Annotated in this window: 17 protein-coding genes; 12 read left to right on the forward strand and 5 right to left on the reverse strand. The window is 44.3% G+C overall.

Annotation, left to right across the window (positions count from 1 at the left end):
* The first annotated feature begins 260 nt into the window (after positions 1 to 260).
* The 4 genes from BLP63_RS08735 to BLP63_RS08750 all read left to right on the forward strand — a co-directional run bounded on the left by BLP63_RS08735 (position 261) and on the right by BLP63_RS08750 (position 3,099).
* Positions 261 to 788, forward strand: a complete 528-nt coding sequence (locus BLP63_RS08735) for a hypothetical protein (protein ID WP_092590614.1) — start codon at positions 261 to 263, stop codon at positions 786 to 788.
* Positions 788 to 2,293 carry a hypothetical protein gene (locus tag BLP63_RS08740; RefSeq protein WP_092590616.1) on the forward strand — a complete coding sequence of 502 codons (1,506 nt, stop codon included), beginning with the start codon at positions 788 to 790 and terminating at the stop codon, positions 2,291 to 2,293. Before BLP63_RS08735 ends, BLP63_RS08740 begins: the two co-directional genes overlap by 1 nt.
* Before the next feature lie 178 nt (positions 2,294 to 2,471).
* A complete protein-coding gene (locus BLP63_RS08745) occupies positions 2,472 to 2,774 on the forward strand; it encodes a nucleotidyltransferase family protein (RefSeq protein ID WP_092590618.1) in 303 nt (100 codons plus the stop codon).
* Entirely contained in the window at positions 2,758 to 3,099 is a 342-nt protein-coding gene (locus tag BLP63_RS08750; protein ID WP_092590620.1) for a HepT-like ribonuclease domain-containing protein, read from the forward strand. Before BLP63_RS08745 ends, BLP63_RS08750 begins: the two co-directional genes overlap by 17 nt.
* Positions 3,100 to 3,314: 215 nt before the next feature.
* On the opposite strand, the gene BLP63_RS17190 is transcribed toward BLP63_RS08750, so the two are convergent.
* Entirely contained in the window at positions 3,315 to 4,793 is a 1,479-nt protein-coding gene (locus tag BLP63_RS17190) for a peptidoglycan DD-metalloendopeptidase family protein (protein WP_170829376.1), read from the reverse strand.
* 126 nt (positions 4,794 to 4,919) lie between these two features.
* Positions 4,920 to 5,669 (reverse strand): Crp/Fnr family transcriptional regulator, encoded by a 750-nt coding sequence (locus tag BLP63_RS08760; protein ID WP_092590624.1) that lies wholly within the window; start codon positions 5,667 to 5,669, stop codon positions 4,920 to 4,922.
* Positions 5,670 to 5,803: 134 nt separating this feature from the next.
* Between BLP63_RS08760 and BLP63_RS08765 the strand changes: the two genes are divergently transcribed.
* From BLP63_RS08765 to BLP63_RS08780, 4 genes are all read left to right on the forward strand, one after another.
* Positions 5,804 to 6,868 (forward strand): ABC transporter substrate-binding protein, encoded by a 1,065-nt coding sequence (locus tag BLP63_RS08765; protein WP_092590626.1) that lies wholly within the window; start codon positions 5,804 to 5,806, stop codon positions 6,866 to 6,868.
* Between the two features lie 22 nt (positions 6,869 to 6,890).
* Positions 6,891 to 7,643 carry an ABC transporter permease gene (locus BLP63_RS08770; protein WP_092590719.1) on the forward strand — a complete coding sequence of 251 codons (753 nt, stop codon included), beginning with the start codon at positions 6,891 to 6,893 and terminating at the stop codon, positions 7,641 to 7,643.
* Between the two features lie 2 nt (positions 7,644 to 7,645).
* On the forward strand, positions 7,646 to 8,350 hold the full coding sequence (locus BLP63_RS08775) for an ABC transporter ATP-binding protein (RefSeq protein WP_092590628.1): 705 nt from the start codon (positions 7,646 to 7,648) through the stop codon (positions 8,348 to 8,350).
* A gap of 93 nt (positions 8,351 to 8,443) precedes the next feature.
* Positions 8,444 to 9,208: a Rossmann-like domain-containing protein gene (locus tag BLP63_RS08780; protein ID WP_092590630.1), complete on the forward strand. Its 765-nt coding sequence runs from the start codon at positions 8,444 to 8,446 to the stop codon at positions 9,206 to 9,208.
* Positions 9,209 to 9,495: 287 nt separating this feature from the next.
* Here the strand turns inward: BLP63_RS08780 and pdxT are convergent, their stop codons facing one another.
* On the reverse strand, positions 9,496 to 10,077 hold the full coding sequence (pdxT, locus tag BLP63_RS08785; protein ID WP_092590632.1) for a pyridoxal 5'-phosphate synthase glutaminase subunit PdxT: 582 nt from the start codon (positions 10,075 to 10,077) through the stop codon (positions 9,496 to 9,498).
* Positions 10,077 to 10,949 carry a pyridoxal 5'-phosphate synthase lyase subunit PdxS gene (pdxS, locus tag BLP63_RS08790; protein ID WP_092590634.1) on the reverse strand — a complete coding sequence of 291 codons (873 nt, stop codon included), beginning with the start codon at positions 10,947 to 10,949 and terminating at the stop codon, positions 10,077 to 10,079. The genes pdxT and pdxS overlap by 1 nt, the downstream gene beginning before the upstream one ends.
* Positions 10,950 to 11,075: 126 nt before the next feature.
* On the opposite strand from pdxS, the gene pdxR reads away from it, so the two are divergent.
* Complete coding sequence (gene pdxR, locus BLP63_RS08795) at positions 11,076 to 12,476, forward strand: MocR-like pyridoxine biosynthesis transcription factor PdxR (RefSeq protein ID WP_242870851.1); 1,401 nt, start codon at positions 11,076 to 11,078, stop codon at positions 12,474 to 12,476.
* A 113-nt stretch (positions 12,477 to 12,589) separates the two neighbouring features.
* On the opposite strand, the gene BLP63_RS08800 is transcribed toward pdxR, so the two are convergent.
* Positions 12,590 to 13,159 carry a PadR family transcriptional regulator gene (locus BLP63_RS08800; RefSeq protein ID WP_092590636.1) on the reverse strand — a complete coding sequence of 190 codons (570 nt, stop codon included), beginning with the start codon at positions 13,157 to 13,159 and terminating at the stop codon, positions 12,590 to 12,592.
* 238 nt (positions 13,160 to 13,397) lie between these two features.
* Here BLP63_RS08800 and BLP63_RS08805 point away from each other — a divergent pair, with 238 nt between their 5' ends.
* The 3 genes from BLP63_RS08805 to BLP63_RS08815 all read left to right on the forward strand — a co-directional run bounded on the left by BLP63_RS08805 (position 13,398) and on the right by BLP63_RS08815 (position 18,811).
* Positions 13,398 to 14,657 (forward strand): L-lactate MFS transporter, encoded by a 1,260-nt coding sequence (locus tag BLP63_RS08805; protein WP_092590638.1) that lies wholly within the window; start codon positions 13,398 to 13,400, stop codon positions 14,655 to 14,657.
* A 25-nt stretch (positions 14,658 to 14,682) separates the two neighbouring features.
* A complete protein-coding gene (locus BLP63_RS08810) occupies positions 14,683 to 16,632 on the forward strand; it encodes an NAD(P)/FAD-dependent oxidoreductase (protein WP_092590640.1) in 1,950 nt (649 codons plus the stop codon).
* Between the two features lie 247 nt (positions 16,633 to 16,879).
* A complete protein-coding gene (locus BLP63_RS08815) occupies positions 16,880 to 18,811 on the forward strand; it encodes a sigma-54-dependent Fis family transcriptional regulator (RefSeq protein ID WP_092590642.1) in 1,932 nt (643 codons plus the stop codon).
* Positions 18,812 to 18,935 lie beyond the last annotated feature (124 nt).

An 18,935-nucleotide genomic window follows, 5' to 3' on the forward strand; every position in this document is an offset into this window, starting at 1 on the left:
TGTCTTTGTTCGATTCCTAAGAAGTATACCATCAGTGGCAGGGAGAGGGCAAGTGTTGTTTGGTGTGGGTGGTGATTTCATATTCGGGGATGTTGTATTGAAAAAATTCGTGATAGTTTTTGAAGCCGTGTAACAAAATGTGGGTTTCAAACGTTATATTGAACAAAAGAAGGGAATGTAGTAATTACGAGTGACATTGTCTTATGTTTTGAACGTTTTTTTATTTTCGTATTCAAAAAAATAGAATTGGAGGTCGAGAAATGCTGACAGACTATGCCTACACGCTCCCCATGATCTTTCTGGTAATTTTCGTCGAATATAAGAAAAAGCTATTCCTGCGAGAGGCGAGTATGAAGGATGTGACCGTCCGCAACATTAAACCAAATCTAATCCGCTTAAAAACCTATGCGTATTATGTTTTTGCTTTGTTATTCACTTTGCTATACAAAGACGCTGCTGTGGCAGTTCGAGAAAATGTCGATCCAAGGTTTATTGGACCGCTGATTTCGTCCTTTGTTCTGATCTTTATGGTGGTGTCGCTGTTCCTGCTTAGAATTAATAAGGACTTCTATATCAAAGAGAATGTGATCCATTTCTTTTACAAAGGTAATGTGCGCGTTCCTGAAGGGGTTAAAGCTGAAGAACTATCAACCGGAAAAGACTATACAACCGTTCGTCTGTTGGAAAATTCGGGGCTGGTTGAGAAGCAAGACAGAATAAAATTACATGTTTACAGCGAAAATAGAGCGCTGTTCTATCAATACATTTCACACACTGCGAGGTCATGATGGCAACCTTTTTTGAAAGATATCAGAAACTGAATATTGACGGCTCTAAAGTTGGCTTGGCCCGAGGTGATGGCGAAAGTCACTACTTCTGTACGCCCAAAGGCGCAAAAGTGATTGGCTGGGCGGGTGCCGATGGGATCCACTACTGCCTCGTGCGCGGTTTCGGCAACATGGTGTTTGCCGTCAACCCTATGAGTACTCCGGGAAACTATGTGCATCCGGTGGCGAAAAATTTTAAGGACTTCCTGCGGCTCTTATTGGCATGTGGCGATACAGCGGTATTGGATCAGGCCAGTTACATGGATCAGACACAGTTTGATGCCTTTTTGCAGGACAATCCTTTCACCGCTGAGCAGCTGGCGTTTCTGGATGTCATCAGGGATGATCTGCGGCTCGACCCTATGGACGAACCGTATGCCTATATAAAAGCCCTGCAAGCAAATTTTGATTACAGACGCATCAAATATTCGGAGAATTACTATGAGTGGGTTCCGGCAGAGCCAAAGCTCCCCGAATGGAAAGTCTACTTTGAAGGCAACTTTTGGGGGCATCATGGCCGCGAAAGAGCCGGCAAGGAAATTGCCCTGAATAAACAGTTTGTCTGGGGCGAAGAAGTTTGGCAGATCCCGGCAATGTACAGCTGCAGTAAGGGCATAGTCATTGACTTTTGTGCGCAGGTTCCGGCTGAGCGAATCCGTTCCTTTGTGGACAAGTATCAGCTCTCTGTTGAGAATGATGGCGCTGACTTTTCAGAGGTTCAGCGGATGCAAATTGACGCAGAAAACCCGCTGAGCATTCATGTGAACCCAAAAATTGTGCTGAACGGCACAGTCGTGTCAATGGCCCATGGCAGTGGCGTGTCGTGGAATCCCTGCTTTCCGGAGGATAGCGATCTTGTGGCAAAAAGTGTGATTCAGCATTACGGTTTAGATCCTGCTTGTGGCTGGGCTATCTGGCGCTATGCTTTTCCCTGGATGACGAAACGTAAGCCCTTGATCAAGGCGCTTGGCGCAAAACTCTCCCAGGAGCCTGCTACAATAATGGGGCCGCTTTTCAATGTATCAGAACCTGGTGAACGCCTTGTGTTCACACACCCGAGCACCGGTGTACTGCATACACTTACGGTCGAGGCCTATGAAAGACAGACTGTTGAACGTGAGCATTTTGGCTGCCAAAATCATGAATTTCCAACGCATTTTAACATTATGACTTACTCACTCACGCCTGCTTTAACTGAGAGTGCCTTCTCAGTTGCTGATTGCGACCGTTCCGACCGACCCAGGCAGAAGCGCGGAGGCCTCAACGAGCCACTGGCAGACAATAGCGCGTCTATAGGGATTATTGGCGGCGCAGATGGTCCTGCTGCCATTTGTTTAGGCAGCAGTTCCCAGAGTAAGTCACGCACAGCCTGCTCTGCGTTACGCTTTGAACCTGTAGACGAGGTGGCGTGGCAGTTGGTATTTTATGAAAAAAGGCGCGAGGATGTGATGGTGGCGTTGTTGTGAACTTAAAACTCAGAGGTAATGAGGATGACAGTTAGCTGCTAATCAGCAGTATTGACACTTAGACGTTTTGTAAGAGAATGAATTAGGTGATATAATATCCATGTAGAGAAACACTGAAGAATTCAATTCCTGGAGCGGAATGCAAAAGCAGTAAAAGTCTTAATTGAGGAGGTCAACAATGAATTCTATTGATGAAATAATGAATGCGTTGAACTCTAATATGAGCTCTATCAAGAAATTCCACGTGAAGAAAATCGGGGTATTCGGTTCATTTGTACGTGGCGAGCAGACTGATACCAGCGATATTGATATATTGGTCGAATTTGAAGATAACCAGGAAACACTTGATAATTACATGGATTTGAAATTTTATCTTGAGGATCTCTTTGCGAGACGCGTTGACGTAGTTATATCAAGCGTGATTAAAGAAGTGTTAAAAAAATCGATCGTGGAGAGTGTGAAATATGCAAAGGGAGCTTAAAGCATACTTTGAGGACACGTTAAACGCGATTGAAAAAATTGAGAGATACACATCAGGGATGAGCAAAGAAGATTTAAACCATAATGATATGGTTTTAGATGCTGTCGTAAGAAATTTAGAAATTATTGGTGAAGCGGTTAAGAAAATCCCAATTGAAGTTAGGGTGGAGTATTGTGATATTCCGTGGAGAAAAATTGCGGGGCTGAGGGACATACTCATTCATGAATATTTCGGAATTAACATCAATATAATTTGGGATGTTGTAGAAAATAAATTAAGTCCATTAAAGAAGACTATGACGGAATTGCTAAATGATTATTCATAAATAAGACTAAAAAAATCAATTTTGGTGAATTTGAATATTATCCAATGAAAAACCAAAAATTGTGTCCCCACCACCAGACCGTTCCGTAGTCGCGACCTTCGTAAGCGGCTCGCAAACGCAGGGCGTATGACAGGGAATAGTCTCATCCGATGAGTGAACTATCTAATGAAAAAAGACCATGACACCGTCATGATCTTTTTTTATGCCCAAACTTATCACTTCATCAGCCCCAAATAATTATCCTTGGTAATGCTTCTATCATACAGAACATAGCCCGGTTCAATATTAAACTGATAATAAGACATTGTGAAATGGAGGTGTGGTCCGGTGGAGAAGCCCGTTGATCCAACGGTTCCAATTAACTGCCCGCGTTCTGCAATGTCCCCTTCTGCAACATTTAATTTATCAAGATGAAAGTAAACGCTGAACAGCCCTTCACCGTGGTCAATGACAATGGTGTTGCCGGTTAAGATCAGCGGCATTGCCAGGGTTACCCTGCCTCTGTTGGTTGATAGGACTTCAGCGCCACGAGGCGCAGCAATGTCAATACCGGAGTGTCTGTAAGCCGTTAGAGCGCCGTTGACAGAACGCGACTCACCAAATTCAGTGGAAAGTCTGCCTATAGTTGGCAGGACAAAAGGCTCTGAATAATACTTTGTCGTTGATGACGATTCCCGCGAAGGGTTGAAATACTTGCTGTATTCGGCGTAAGCTTCATCGTTTCTTGTGCTGGATTCAATGCTGGGATCCACCGTCAGCTTTTGTACTCTGAAATCCCTTGAAACGATTTCAATAGTTTTTGTTGTAATGACGCCTGTTTCAGAATGAGTAAATTCAAGGCTGTGTTTGCCAGGTGCTGTACTGTAGTTGGTTGGGATAACCCCTTGGATCACGCTGTCATGATGATACCATTTGAAATCTGAATACAAGTCTTGAACCAGTGATAGTTCAGAAGGGCTGTCTGCATGATATACAGATAGCTTTAGTACATCCCCCTGTATGAGTTTGTTTTTTGAAAGCACAATATTCAGGGGGAGATTGTCATCTGTGATAATGCCCAGCTTTACGAGCAGTTTATAGGACAATACTGCAGCCTGTGCCCGGCTGGCATATTGTTTAGGTGCAAAGCTGCCATCCGGATAACCGGATATAAAATCCAGTGCAACGGACGCAGTGGCGTTCTCGTAATAACGGGGGGATACTGTCCCAAGGTCACTCAATCTCGAGCTTGCTGCATTGAGGACTATAGGATCCAGCAGTCTTCCGGAGTTAATGTAGGCATTGACGACAATACTGGCCATTTCTTCTCTTGATATGTTCATGTTAAAGGTGGCGTCATCCATATTCCCGTATTCATTCGGGAGGATGAGACCGCCTTCAAGAGCCGCTTCAATAAAGGGCTGTCCCCAGTACTCACCTTGTAATGGACTGCGTAAATTAATCCCTTGTGAATTGACAATGATTGCAATAAACTCAATTCTTTTAATAGTGTCATTGGGTTTGAAGGTGCCGTCCGGATAACCAGAAACCGCATTGTATTTTGAAACCATTTCGACATAGGACTTTGCCCAGTGGTTCTCAATGTCGCAAAAATTCGCCGCAATGGAGGATGCTCCGGCAGTTAAAGTGGATCCAGCAATAACCGCAATAGTCAGAATCAAAGTGAAGATTTGATTTTTATAGTTATATGACATTTGTTGTCCTCCTTTCATAGAGGTTCAGAATGTATTTTTCAACATATTCAGGATAACTTGATTAAATAGCCGCGCACACCCGTGACTTCAGTCGTGGGTGTGCGGTGTCTTATGTATACTTATGAATTATATGTATTTGGAAGTTGTTGGAGATTCGTAATGTGTGGTTTTTTTGCATACGGATACAGGGTTAAAAATCGCATCAAAAAATGGATCCTGAATAACAAGGGTAAATTGATTTTTCTTATAATCCAACAGCCCTTCACGTTTTAATTTACTTAATTCATTCGAAAGGGCACTGCGGTTAACACAGAGAAATGAAGCCATTTCTTCACGTGTGAACGGAATGGTAAAGCTAGGTGTGTTTTGTCTGCGAGCTTGCATTGAAAGATAGGTCATCAACCTGCCGCGCAAGCTATTTTGAGACAGTATAGCGTTTCTGTAATAATTTCGCATGTTAATTTGTGAGATATGCGTGAGTAAGTGGCTAACAATTTTACTCCGCTCTGATTCGATGATATTCCCGGGCTCTAAGAATAAAGAAGCAGGGAAAAAGATCACTTTTGACGCAGTTGCTGAGAGTACAGAATACGGAGCCTTCTTTGTTTTAGTACAAATGAGATCACATCCCAGAATATATGAAGGGAGCAGTTTGTCAACAAGGCTGATGCTACCATCGTAGAAGACTTGTATTGTGTGCAAATTGCCCTCCAAAATGATACCTATGCTATTTATTGGTTTTAAGAGCTCAATGACACATTCCTTAGGATTGAAACTTCTAATATTGGAATGCGGCATTAATGAGTGTTTTATAGTTGAAGATGATAGATCCTGAAAAAGTTTCGTTTGAGTTAAAATTGTAATAATATCTTCCAACGGTTCTTACCTCCTCCCCAAATCATTGAGCATGGTTTAATTAAATTTATCAGAAGTATGTTGTTTAAACAACATACTTTATTGTTTTTCTCCTGTATTGTTGAAACTGATGGGATGACAAGGAGGTTTTTTTTATGTTTAGTTCAAAAATATATAGTGTTTTTAAAAAAACTATATTTTTATCAATTTTCGTATTAATAGCCGGGAATGCTTTAACCGGATGCTCTCAAAGCACAGCACCAAAAGAAAGTGCTTCTGCACAAAATGCGACATCTGAAAAAGATATCAGCCTAGATGTTGCGGTAGAGTATACTGACCACGCAGCCGCTTTCTATTATGCCCAGGGCAAAAATCTTTTTTCTGGGACTGGAATAAAAATTAATGATGTCAAAGTATATGCCAGCGGCGTAGGAGTGGCAGCAGCCTTTACCAAAGGCGGATTTGATGTCAGTTATATGTGCTTGGTCCCTGCGATTTTTACTTATGCCAATGGGGGTGTTCCTATAAAAATTATTGCTGGTACCCATAAGAACGGTTATGGGCTGATAGTAAATAGTGCTAAAATCCAAGAACTAAGCGATCTTGAAAAGACAGGAATCAAAATAGCCAATGGTCCCGAGGGAACCTCGACAGATTTTTTGCAAAAGCTATTAATTGAAAATAAAAATATAGATTCTGAAAAAATTATGTCCAATACGGTACGGATGAATGCGGCTAAACAGCTTATGGCCCTGCGTAGCGGGAAAGTCGATGCCATCTTTGTTCCCGAACATTTTGCAACGTTGGCCGCTTCTTTCCCCAGCATGAAAATGCTCCTGAAAAGCACTGACATATGGCCAGATATGCAGGGAAGCGTACTTGTGGTGACTGAGGAGTTGTTAAAGAATCAGCCAGAGACTGTAGAAAAATTGAAAGAAATCAATAAAAATAGCATTCAGCTCATGAATGAAAATCCGCAGGCCGCGGCTGAGATAGTAGCCCAAAATTTAAATATTAACCAAATGATGGTCAAAGAAGAGACGCAAAGTCCGGAAGCAAACCTGGAAGTAACCTCAGAAATCGCTGCTGCTTCAATGAATAATTTAATAATGACACCGGAGATCAGCATAGAAGAGGTGCAAGCCGTTATAGACAAGATGTACGCTATGGGCTATTTAACGAAATCTTTTGACGCAAAAGAAATTATGGCAGTTGATTGAGGATAAGGGTGATCAGCTAGAGATGAAGCAAAATATATTAAAAAATAACTTATTACATCTTTTGCCCATTACATTATTTCTTGTCCTATGGGAAATAGCGGGACAGACTGCCCAAACACCTTTGTTTCCGCCATTGAGCAAAGTTATAGAAGCATTTGGTTCACTCTTGCGTAATGGTATGTTTCTTAAAGGTATAGTGGCAAGTTTTGGAAGAGTCCTTATCGGCTATATTCTTGGGAGCTCGGCCGGCTTGTTTGTTGGGATCATAATGGGTGTTAATAAAACGGCAGAGCGCAGTCTAAGACCGCTGATCAGCATTCTGTTTCCTATCCCGACTTTAGGATGGCTTCCGTTGTTAATGTTGTGGATTGGCATCAATGAGGCATTACCGGTTGCCCTTATCTTCATCTGTGCTTTCTTTCCGGTTTCCTACAATACTTTGACCGGAATAAAAGAGGTGAAAGAGGAATATATTAAAGCCGCTCGTACGCTTGGAGCATCTTCTTGGTATACCCTTTGGCATGTCATACTGCCAATGGCTTCTCCAAATATTTTTACAGGCTTGCGCCTGGAGTCGGGAATGGTATGGCGGACGGTCATTGCAGCGGAAATGTTTGCAATACCCACAGGAATTGGAGCCCTGCTGATGAACGCGGAAAGTTTGATCCGGGTAGATGTTATTATGGTCTGTTTAGTTGTGTTATCCATAATGTGTTCAACTTTTGAGCGTTTCTTCCTGTGGCTGGAACGCAGAACAACTGGTGCCTGGAGGTAAAAATGTCATATATTAGCCTTGAAAATATTACTACACCATACTGTTTGGAAAATGTAAATCTGAATATTGAAGCTGGTGAAATCATGGCGGTGCTGGGTTTTACCGGTGCGGGCAAGAGCACGCTGCTCAATGTGATTGCAGGTTTGACTGAATACAAGGGTGACGTTTATTTCAATCAAAATAACATGAACCACATACGTACAGAAAGGCGTAATGTAGGTTATCTGCTTCAGGATATTTATTTGTTTCCCCATCTCAATACATTCGATAATATAGCCTTTGGTTTGCGTGCCGGCGGTTATCCGGATGATGAAATAAAAGAAAAAATTGATTCAATCTTGCATCTTTTGAATATAACCCATTTGAAAAAACGTTATCCGAAGGATCTCAGCGGTGGCGAAAAACAACGGGTTGGATTAGCAAGATCCATCATCATAGAACCTAAGATTTTGCTTCTGGATGAACCGTTGTCAAGCCTAGACCCTTCTACTGCCAGAAGCATTCGAAAAGAATTAAAAGTACTACAAAAACGTTTGAATTTGACGATACTCTATGTTACTCATGATTTTGCTGAGGCTAAGGAACTTGCAGATAGAATTGTTGTGATAACAGAAGGCCAAATAAAGCAGTTGGGTTCTGTTCATGATATTTTTAATCTACCCGCTGAAGAGATAAGGGAGTTCATATCAGCTGCAATTTCAGTTTAATATTTGCAAATTTCTTTGCTGTTTTGCGTTTGATTCAATAGAAATTCAACAACAATTTGTTAGTTATACATCAAATAAAAAAGGAGCTTAAACATGAAAGAGAAAAATATTCAACCGTTTTTTAACCGTTTGCAAAAAGAGTTTGAAAAGTTAGTTGACGAATTTCAGCTCAGACAGACTGAGGTGAAGGTAAAGGCATCCTTATTGACTCCCGAAGAAGCCATAGGATCAACAAAACGCCAAGACTATGTACTTCTAAAAGGAAAAGAACGGTTGCTCGAAGCCACCGTAATGGGATGTAAGGGCCAGGCATTTACTAGCGCGCAAGGGAACTTTGAGTGCACTTTAGAAGATGTGTTAGCATTGCCATTAGCAGACGATTTTCAGCGGGCCATATATATTGCTGCACTCAATGCCATCGTCTGTTACGCAGGTAAAGCAGATCAGACTATTCACTGCAGGAACGAAGGGCTGGAATTATGTGCTCAGCAAACTGCGACTTATTTCAATGATAATTACAGCGGTTTACGTATTTTGATGATAGGCTATCAGCCTGCATTGGCTGAAGCCTTGTATAAAATTGGTAATTCGTTGATTGTACTTGATTTAGATCCTGAAAACATAGATAAAACCAAAAATGGGGTACTTATTAAGAATGGCGCTGAAGGATTGGAAGAATACATTGCAGACAGTGACGTTATCTTTGCTACCGGCAGTACAATTTGCAATGACACTATTGATAAGTTGTACAATGCTTCCATACCACTGGTGTTATTTGGCACAACTGGGGCCGGAGCCGCGGCGTTACTGGGGATAACCAGGTTTTGTCCAGAGGCGACCTGCGGAAAATGTAGCTAATTTAACTTTCTCACACCAATAAACCAAGCAAACGATTGATATGACTAGGCTACGAATGAAGCCAATTGACTGGTAGACGTGAAATAAGCTGTTTTGGACGTTCGAGGTACACTCTTTTTGGGAACATCTACAATAATTGATAAAATGCACCCTTCCCATCCAAATGTACAACGATTTGAAGGATGGGGAGGGTGCATTTTTGTGTGGGAGAGTGTAGGCTGCGAAATAATAACATGTGCAATTAACATTTATTCCCTATTGCATCATGATTATCCATCCAATTTATATCATTTAACACGATAGACCATATCAAGGAAAAAGCTATGCACGTTAGTGTCTGAGGTTAGCTCCGGATGAAAGGAGGTGACCACCATGTTGCCTTGTTTGGCGGCTACAATATGGTTGTCAACTTTGGCCAGTACCTCGACGTCTTTCGATGCCTGTGCGATATAGGGTGCCCGGATAAAAACCATAGGGACATCTTTCATGTCGCCAAATTCTCCGCGGATGCTGAAGCTGCCAAGCTGTCGGCCGTAAGCGTTTCGCCTGACCTCAATGTCCATGGTGCCCAGATGGACTTTTGAGTCGTTGTTGATGGATTTTGCCAGCAGAATCATGCCGGCGCAGGTCCCCATAACAGGCATGCCCTCCTTGATAAGCTGTTGTAAGTCGTCGAAGATGTCAAGTTCATGAAGCAGCTTACCCATGACCGTACTCTCCCCACCCGGCAAGATGATGCCATCAAGGTGATGGGCGGGCAAGTCGCTTTTCTTTCTGATTTCGATTCCGATTGCGCCTAGCCTCTGCACCATTTGGATGTGTTCAGCGAAGGCACCTTGAAGAGATAAGACACCAATAGTTTTTTTCATCAGGCACCTCGCTGGGCCATAAGCAATTCAATTTCCTGTTCGTTGATGCCGACCATGGCTTCGCCTAAATCCGCGGATAGATCCGCCAGCATTTTATGGTCGTTGAAGTTCGTGACGGCCTTTACAATGGCTTGGGCGCGTTTCTCAGGATTGCCGGATTTAAAGATTCCGGAGCCTACAAAGACACCCTCCGCGCCAAGCTGCATCATGAGTGCCGCATCTGCTGGAGTGGCCACGCCGCCTGCCGCGAAATTGACTACTGGAAGCTTTCCGTGATCGTGGACATATTTCGCCAAAGCATAAGGCACCTGCAATTCTTTTGCCGCATGAAAGAGTTCATCCTCAAGCATGCTTTGAAGCCTTCGGATTTGCTGCTGGATCAGTCTCATATGACGAACGGCTTGTACCACATCTCCAGTTCCGGGCTCGCCTTTGGTTCGGATCATGGCAGCGCCCTCGGCAATTCTTCTCAGGGCTTCTCCCAGGTCTTTGGCACCACAGACAAAGGGGACGCTAAATTTTGATTTATTGATATGATAAGTGTCATCTGCGGGTGAAAGGACTTCACTTTCATCAATAAAGTCAATTTCAATGGCCTGCAGGATTTGAGCTTCCGCGAAATGACCAATACGCACTTTGGCCATAACAGGAATAGAAACGGCTTGCTGGATGCTTCGAATCATCACAGGATCGCTCATTCTCGATACACCACCTGCGGCCCGAATGTCAGCGGGGATTCTTTCCAGAGCCATGACCGCGCAAGCGCCGGCTGCCTCGGCAATCCGTGCTTGTTCAGGTGTCGTAACATCCATAATGACGCCGCCCTTCAGCATCTGGGCCAGGTTTTTGTTGAGTTCATAGCGATTGTTCATAACTGTCATCTCCTCCTCGTGTGCTTGACAATGTAGTAGCATTGGCACTATTATAGGGGGAAACTGACCTTGTTATAAGGATCAGATATCGATATGTTGATGGTACCAGATGAGAGGGTGATAGCTTTGGATCTTTTAACGCTGACCTTTGAAGCGGGTGGCAAAGTCCCGCTGTATGAACAGCTTTATTCTTACATAAAATCAGAAATTCAGTCCGGTAAGATTATTCAAAACACGAAGCTTCCTTCCAAAAGAAAGCTCTCGACACATTTGAACGTCAGCCAAAATACCATTCAGGCAGCCTATGATCAGTTGATTGAAGAGGGCTATATTCTATCCAAAGAGAGGTATGGCTATTACGTCAGCAAGCTTGATCATATGCTCAATTTGCCGGGACAGGAAGGGTACCGCGCACCGAAGCAGATCCGTTCTCCCTATGAGGTCGAACATGACTTTTCATACCTCGGTGTGGATGAACAGAGTTTTCCATATGCAGCCTGGCGTAAACTCTCAAAAGATGCGATCAATGAGTATGACAAGACGCTGCTGAAGCTGGGGCACCCTCAGGGACAAAGCGATTTGCGTCAGTGTATTGCAGAATATCTGCATCAATCAAGAGGTGTCAACTGCACACCGGATCAAATCATCATCAGCGCAGGAACTGAGTTTCTGTTCAATATACTGATTCAATTGTTAGACAGAAACAGCATCTATGGTCTCGAGAATCCGGGTTATGAAAAATTGTTCATGGTATTTTCCAGTCATGGCGTGAAGTTTAGGCCTGTGAAGATTGATGAGGAGGGGATGATTCCAGGTGAGATCCAGAAGACTAAGGTCGATATTGCCTGCCTGACCCCAGCCCATCAGTTTCCTACCGGTGTCATCATGCCCATCAACAGGAGAATACAGCTGCTGAACTGGGCCAATGAAAGTCAGCAGCGTTATATCATTGAGGACGATTATGACAGTGAATTCAAATTTAGCGGCAAACCCATCCCAGCCATGCAAGGCCTCGACACCAATGAAAAGGTCATCTACATGGGGGCGTTTTCAAAATCCTTCTCTCCGGCGATACGCGTCAGCTATATGGTGCTGCCTTCACATCTTCTCAAAAAGTACCATGAACATCTGTCCTACTTTAATTGTCCTGTGCCGATAGTCGTTCAAAAAATGCTCTCCAGCTTCATACAAGACGGTTATTTTGAACGGCATCTGAATAAAATGCGGACGATCTACCGAAGGAAAAGAGAGCTGATCGTCCAGACGATTCAAGCGTCAGGTTATGATATTGAAGTGTTAGGCGCGGATGCCGGACTGCATCTGCTTCTCAGGGTAAATAACGGCATGACTGAAGCACAACTGGTCAACAATGCTTTAGAAAAAGGCTTCAAGGTCTACGGAATCTCTAAATACTACCGCGATGACAGCAATTTAAGTAAACGGCCGCTGGTTATTGTTGGTTATGCCGCTATGACGGAAGTTGAGTTATCAAAGGCAGTAAGGAAGCTGATCCAGGTTTGGTTTTAACAAGCATCATGGTCTTAAGGTGAATTGAGTACAAAAAGTAAAAACGCTCTGAACCATCAATATTGGTTTCGAGCGTTTTCTCTTTTGTGCCGATGGACGCGCAATGAATCTCTTTATTTCGTCTTACCTTGTTCCTTTTCCAGCGCAGCCTTACAATAACCCATACATTTTTTGATCCACTCAATGGCGTATTCTTCCCTCATAATAGCGCTCTCCAGCACGATAAAATCTCCGAAGCGGTCTGTATCATGAGGCGGGACACCCTCCGGGTATTGCTCCATGGTTTTGTTAAGAATTGACAAGCGTTTCTCGTGCTGGATCAGTTGGCTTTCCAACAGGTGAATCCGGGATTCCAGATCCAGGTTGTTGCTGAAGTACATGCGAAGACGAAAAATATCTTTTGGTGTTTTTTCCAAAGGCTCATCCTTATGAAGCCATTTGAGCAGTTCCAGCTGACCTTTTTCAGTGATGGTATAACGCTTTTTCTCCAGAATATCGCCGCTGATTTCAACGTCGAAGACGACGAGGCCTTCGTCCAGCAGCTTTTTCAGCTCGGGATAGATTTGACTGTGCTTGGCGTTCCAGAACTGGCCCAGCTCATAATCAAATTCCTTGCCAATTTCATATCCGGTCATGGGTCTGCGATTTAATAAACCCAGTACAGCAAATTTCAATGTTCTCATAGGGATCCCTCGATATCCATGAATTATTGATGCTCTTAAGTCGCTGCAGATCAGCAGCTTCAAGCTACAAGACTACCTTAACATAGTGCATTGATGTTGACAAGCAGACATGTTCTGCAATAGGGATAAAATAAAACAGGTATAACAAAACATATAAATGTTGACATGTTTGACGTTGCTGTGGTACAAATAACGCAGAGTGTGATAAAAATAACAAAATGTTTGAGGAGGATGTTTAATGAATTTCACAAGGAAAAGATGGGTCATTCTCATCGCAAGCTGCTTTATTAATCTGTGTGTGGGTTCTTTATACGCATGGAGTGTGTTTTCCGCGCCCATGGCGGAGTATTTGAATCAATTAAACGGTTCAGCGCTGACACCGGCGAACCTGGCGATCGTATTTGTCATAGCGAACTCAGTTGGCCCAATCACCATGATTTTTGGCGGACGCATCAATGACCTGTTTGGTCCAAAGAAAGTCATTTTCTTAGGGGGACTCATGTTTGGAGGCGGCATGATCCTGTCCGGTTTCGCTCAAAATGTTCAGCATTTGATCTACAGCTACAGCATCATTACCGGCCTTGGCCTGGGCATGGTGTACGGTTGCACGATCAGCAGCTCGGTGAAGTTTTTCCCTGACAAACGTGGCTTTGTTGGCGGCGTAACGACAGCCCTATTTGGACTCAGCTCAGTGATTATCCCACCTATTGCGGCTGCTATCATAGCGGCGGCGGGACCAACCTCCGCGTTTAAGATCATAGGGACAGCATTTTTAATTATTGTATGCAGCAGCGCTTTTTTCATGGAAAAGTGTCCGCCGGATTTTGTTCCGGAGGGTTGGACTCCACCAGTTGGAGTTAAAGGTACCTCTTTGAAAGTGAACAAGGATTGGAAAGCTATGATGCGCAGCCCTGAGTTTTATGTCATGATTTCACTGCTGATTTGCGGCGCCTTCGCGGGTTTAATGTGCATTTCTCAAGTCTCTCCGCTGGCGAAGAAAATGATAGGCATGTCAACTGCAGGCGCGACGGCGGCTATTTCGACATTAGCCCTGTTCAATGCCTTTGGCAGGATTGCGGCGGGCGTGATCTCTGACAGGATTGGCCGGGTGAACACCCTGGCAGCAGCCTGCGTCCTTTCCATGGGCGGCCTCAGTTTCCTTTACATATCAGGCAGTGGCAGCATCATGACGTTCTATGTGGGCATCTCCATCATTGGACTCAGCTTTGGCTCCTTCATGGGCGTGTTTCCGGGCTTCACGGCGGATCAGTTTGGCGCGAAAAACAACAGTGTGAATTATGGGATCATGTTTGTGGGCTTTGCCCTCGCCGGCTATTTTGGCCCAACCATCATGAACAGCATTTCAAAAGCAGACGGCAGCTATCAGCGGGCATTCCTGGTGGCCATAGGGTTCAGTCTGGCAGGGCTTGCGCTGACCTTGATCTATAAGCTCGTCACGAAGAAAGCCAGCGTTCAACCCAGCAGAATCACTGCATAATCAGGAAGATAGGAGGGCATTGACCATGATCAGAAAGTATCCAAATCTTAGTAAACCCATTCAAATTGGAAATGTACATTTTAGAAATCGCATGTTCGGAGCGCCTATGGGCGGAACAGATATCACAGCGGATTGTACGATTGGGCGCGCTTCCACAGCCTTTTATGAGCTCAGAGCCAAAGGCGGCGCGGCTTCCGTGACGGTGAGTGAGTTGGTGGTTCATCCGGAAACGGAAGGGTCACACATGTATCATTTGGATCTGCAGACGGTGGGCGCGCTGTCCAGCTTTACCTACACCGCGGACGCCATCAGACGTCACGGCGCCATTGCCAGTGTGGAGCTGTCCCACTCAGGCCAGTATGCGGGCACCTATCTGACAGATAAAGATAAGAAAAAGGGGCTCAATCAGTGGGGGCCAAGTGACGGGGTGCGGCCTGACGGGCTTGAAGTCAAGGCGCTTACGGAAGCTATGATCGCGGAGATTGTGGAAGCCTATGGCACCAGCGCCGCGCTGGCGAAACGGGCCGGCTTTGAAATGGTGATGGTCCACGGCGGCCATGGTTGGCTGATCAATCAGTTCCTGTCCCCTTATTTCAATAAGCGGACGGATCACTATGGCGGAAGCCTGGAAAACCGAGTCCGGTTTGCTCAGGAAGTTCTGGACAGCGTCCGAAAAGCTGTAGGTCCTGGCTTTCCCATTGAATTTCGAATGAGCGGTTCAGAACTGTTTGATGGCGGCTATGACCTCACTGAGGGGATTGAAATTGCCAAACTTCTGGAATCCAGGATTGACCTGCTTCATGTGTCGGCAGGCACCTACCAGCGGGGATTTGGCGTGACCCATCCGTCCATGTTCCTGCCACATGGGAGCAATGTGTATCTTGCAGCGGAGATTAAAAAGCATGTGAGTGTCCCTGTTGCGACCATCGGCGGGCTGAATGATCCGAAGATGATGGAAGAAATTATTGCTACCGGAAAAGCGGATATTGTTGAAATGGCAAGGGCGCTGCTGGCGGACCCTGAGCTGCCAAAGAAGGTTATGACCAACCGGGATGACCACATCATTCACTGCCTCCGCTGCTTCACCTGTATGGCGGAGCGGGCTATGACCGCGACGCGGCGTTGTGCGGTCAATCCGTTGATAGGCAGGGAACTGGACGGAATGGAAATCCTGCCTGCGGCAAAATCGAAGAAGGTGCTGGTGGTGGGCGCTGGCCCGGCCGGCCTTCAAGCGGCGCTGACAGCCGCGCGCAGAGGGCACAAGGTCGTGCTCTGTGAGAAGGGTGATGAGGTCGGCGGCATTCTGGTGGGTGAACAGGCGATCCCCTTCAAGCACGAGATGTACAAGCTGGGCGTCACCCTTGGAAAGCTGGCGGAAGAGGCTGGTGTGGAAATCAGGCTCAATACCGAAGTGACGAAGGCTTACGCGGATCAGGAAAACGCGGATGCCATCCTTTTGGCGCCCGGTTCTGCACCTATCCTGCCGCCAATTCCGGGGCTGGACGGAGAAAATGTCATTGTGGTGAATGACCTGCATCACCGGCAGGATCAAGTGAGCGATCAGGTTGTCGTTCTTGGTGGTGGCCTGGCGGGCTGCGAGGCGGCGATCCATTTTGCGCGTGAGGGCAAACAGGTGCATTTGGTGGAAATGCGGGCGGAGCTTGCGCCAGATGCCAATATTCGGCACCGTCCCATCCTGCTTGGTGAGATTGAGGCGCGCGGCATTAAGGTGCTTACCGGTCACAAGGCAGTACGTGTCCAGCCGGAGGGCCTGGCTTGCCTGGACGGTGAGGGCAGGGAGGTGCTGGTGCCGGGGACTTCTGTTATTTGCGCCGCAGGGCAGCGTCCACGCCGCGATGTCGTGAACGCACTTTGGGACAGCGCTCTGGAAGTGGCTCAAATTGGCGACTGCGTCAAGGCGTCGACCATTACAACGGCCATTTATCAAGGGCATCATGCGGCGATGGACTTGTAAGCTTTGCTTTACTGACGCGTCAAGAAGCTGCGAACGAAAGCGACAGGCATGACGGTACGTCAGCAAAAACGTTAAGGACAATTGGATGTGAATAGAGAAGACCATCGGCAAACTCAGTCACTTAAGCACTCAGAAAAAGCTTTAGGACGTTGCCGATGGTCTTTTATTGTCTTCAAAGATGGCAGGTTTGCAGCTGTATTTTTGACCTAATTTAGTATAAGATATAAACATAACCAGGAGGTGGCCTATGAATTCCAAAATAGAAAGATTAAAAAAAAATTGGGAATCGTATGTTTTAAACGGAGAATTATCTGGAGACACACGGCCATGTGTAAAGGAAGCCTGGGACCGCTGCATCGCTTTGGATGTTGATTACAATGATGGTTTTGGACAAATTATATCCAATGAAGAACTTAAAGAGCGGCTCGTTAAGAATGAAAATCTCATTAAGATAGCAGCTCCAATAATGGAAAATATCTATACAATCATCAAAAATACAAGTTTCAGTATTGTCTTGTCAGATGGCGAGGGTGTGCTCATCCATGTCATTGAGAATGAAAGTATTCATAATAAACACAGCAACTTAAAATTTTTTCTTGGGACACACTGGGATGAGGCGAATGTGGGTTCTAATGCTATTGGAACCGCACTCGCTAGAAAAGAAGCTATTCATATGAAAGGCGCAGAACATTATTGTCTCTCACATCATCCTTGGACATGCTCAGCCGCAATAATCAGAGACCCGTTTGGGAAAATCATAGGATGTCTCGACATATCAGGGAGTGTTGAAGACGAACATATTCATACTTTTGGTATTGTTACTACTGCTGCTGCAATAATTGAAAAGCAATTAAATTTAATGGCTTCTTATCAGTTGATAAATACAGCAATCAACTCTGTCATGGATGGTTTTTTTGTTATAGACAATTCTTTTAAAATACTTCACATAAATGATAAAATGGCAGAACTCTTGGGGATCAAAAGGGAAGATCTAATGGGCTTAGATCTGAGGGATATATTCAAGGATATCAATATTCAAAATGAAGTTTTGAACTTAGGAAAAAATATAAAGTTGAATGATTATACAATCAATTTTAAACGAACAAAATTGGAATGCATGATCATCATTTCGCCTACAATTATTGATAATCAAGTGAGTGGCGCAGTATTTCTGATTAAGGAAGCTGCCAATGTGAGACGAGAGGTATCAAAACTTGCGGGTTTTAGTTCTGGATACACCTTTGATGATTTGATTACCTGTGATGACAATATGCAAGCAGTCAAAAATTTTGCCAAAAAAATTGCAGAATATGATTGTACGGTACTTATTCAAGGCGAGAGTGGAACAGGAAAAGAAATTTTTGCGCACGCAATACATCATCATAGTTCTCGAAGCGAAGGACCTTTCATCGCAATTAATTGTGCAGCTTTGCCAAAGGATCTTGCTGAGAGTGAGCTTTTCGGTTATGAAAAGGGTGCCTTTACAGGTGCGTCTAACGAAGGTAAGCCAGGTAAATTTGAACTGGCGAACGGTGGTACGATTTTTCTTGATGAAATCGGTGAGCTGCCATTAGAAATTCAATCTAAGTTTCTGAGGATCCTCGATGATCAGAAAGTAAGCCGAATTGGCAGTCGCTATGAACGGGATTTGAATGTTCGAATCATAGCCGCGACTAATAGAAATCTTGAAAGAGAGATTGAAGTTAAGGGATTTCGGGAAGATCTATATTTCAGGCTCAATGTAGTAAAAATATCACTAATACCACTCAGGGATCGGAAGAATGACATTCTGCTGCTGGCAGATAAATTCATCAAGCGTCTGAATCTTGAGAATAACTGTAGTGAAAAACAATTCAGCGAAAAGTTCAAAGACGCCTTAATGAAAAAGCCGTGGAAAGGTAATGTAAGAGAACTGCGGAATTATATTCAGAAGGAGTATTACCTGTGTGATGGAGATACCATCAATGGCAGCTATAATCATAATATGGAACTGTCGTCCAAGATAGATTTCAAAAACGATAATCTACAGAATGTCGAGAAATTCTGTATAATTGAAGCGCTTCGTGCAGCGAATGGAAATGCGGTTGAAGCTGCAGAGCAGCTGAAAATTGGCAAGTCAACAATCTATAGAAAGATTTTGTCCTATCAGATTGATGTAAAATCTTTCAAAGAGCAATAAAAAAATACATAGTTCAGTCTATCTAAGTAAAGTAATTAGGTGATGGCTGCACTAAATTATTAACCGTTTCGGACTGGGTTTTAATGCCCATTTTGAGACGGTTATTTTTATGCCGTTTCCCAAT

Origin of the sequence: Acidaminobacter hydrogenoformans DSM 2784 (assembly GCF_900103005.1) — a bacterium.
Taxonomy (GTDB): Bacteria; Bacillota; Clostridia; order Peptostreptococcales; family Acidaminobacteraceae; genus Acidaminobacter; species Acidaminobacter hydrogenoformans.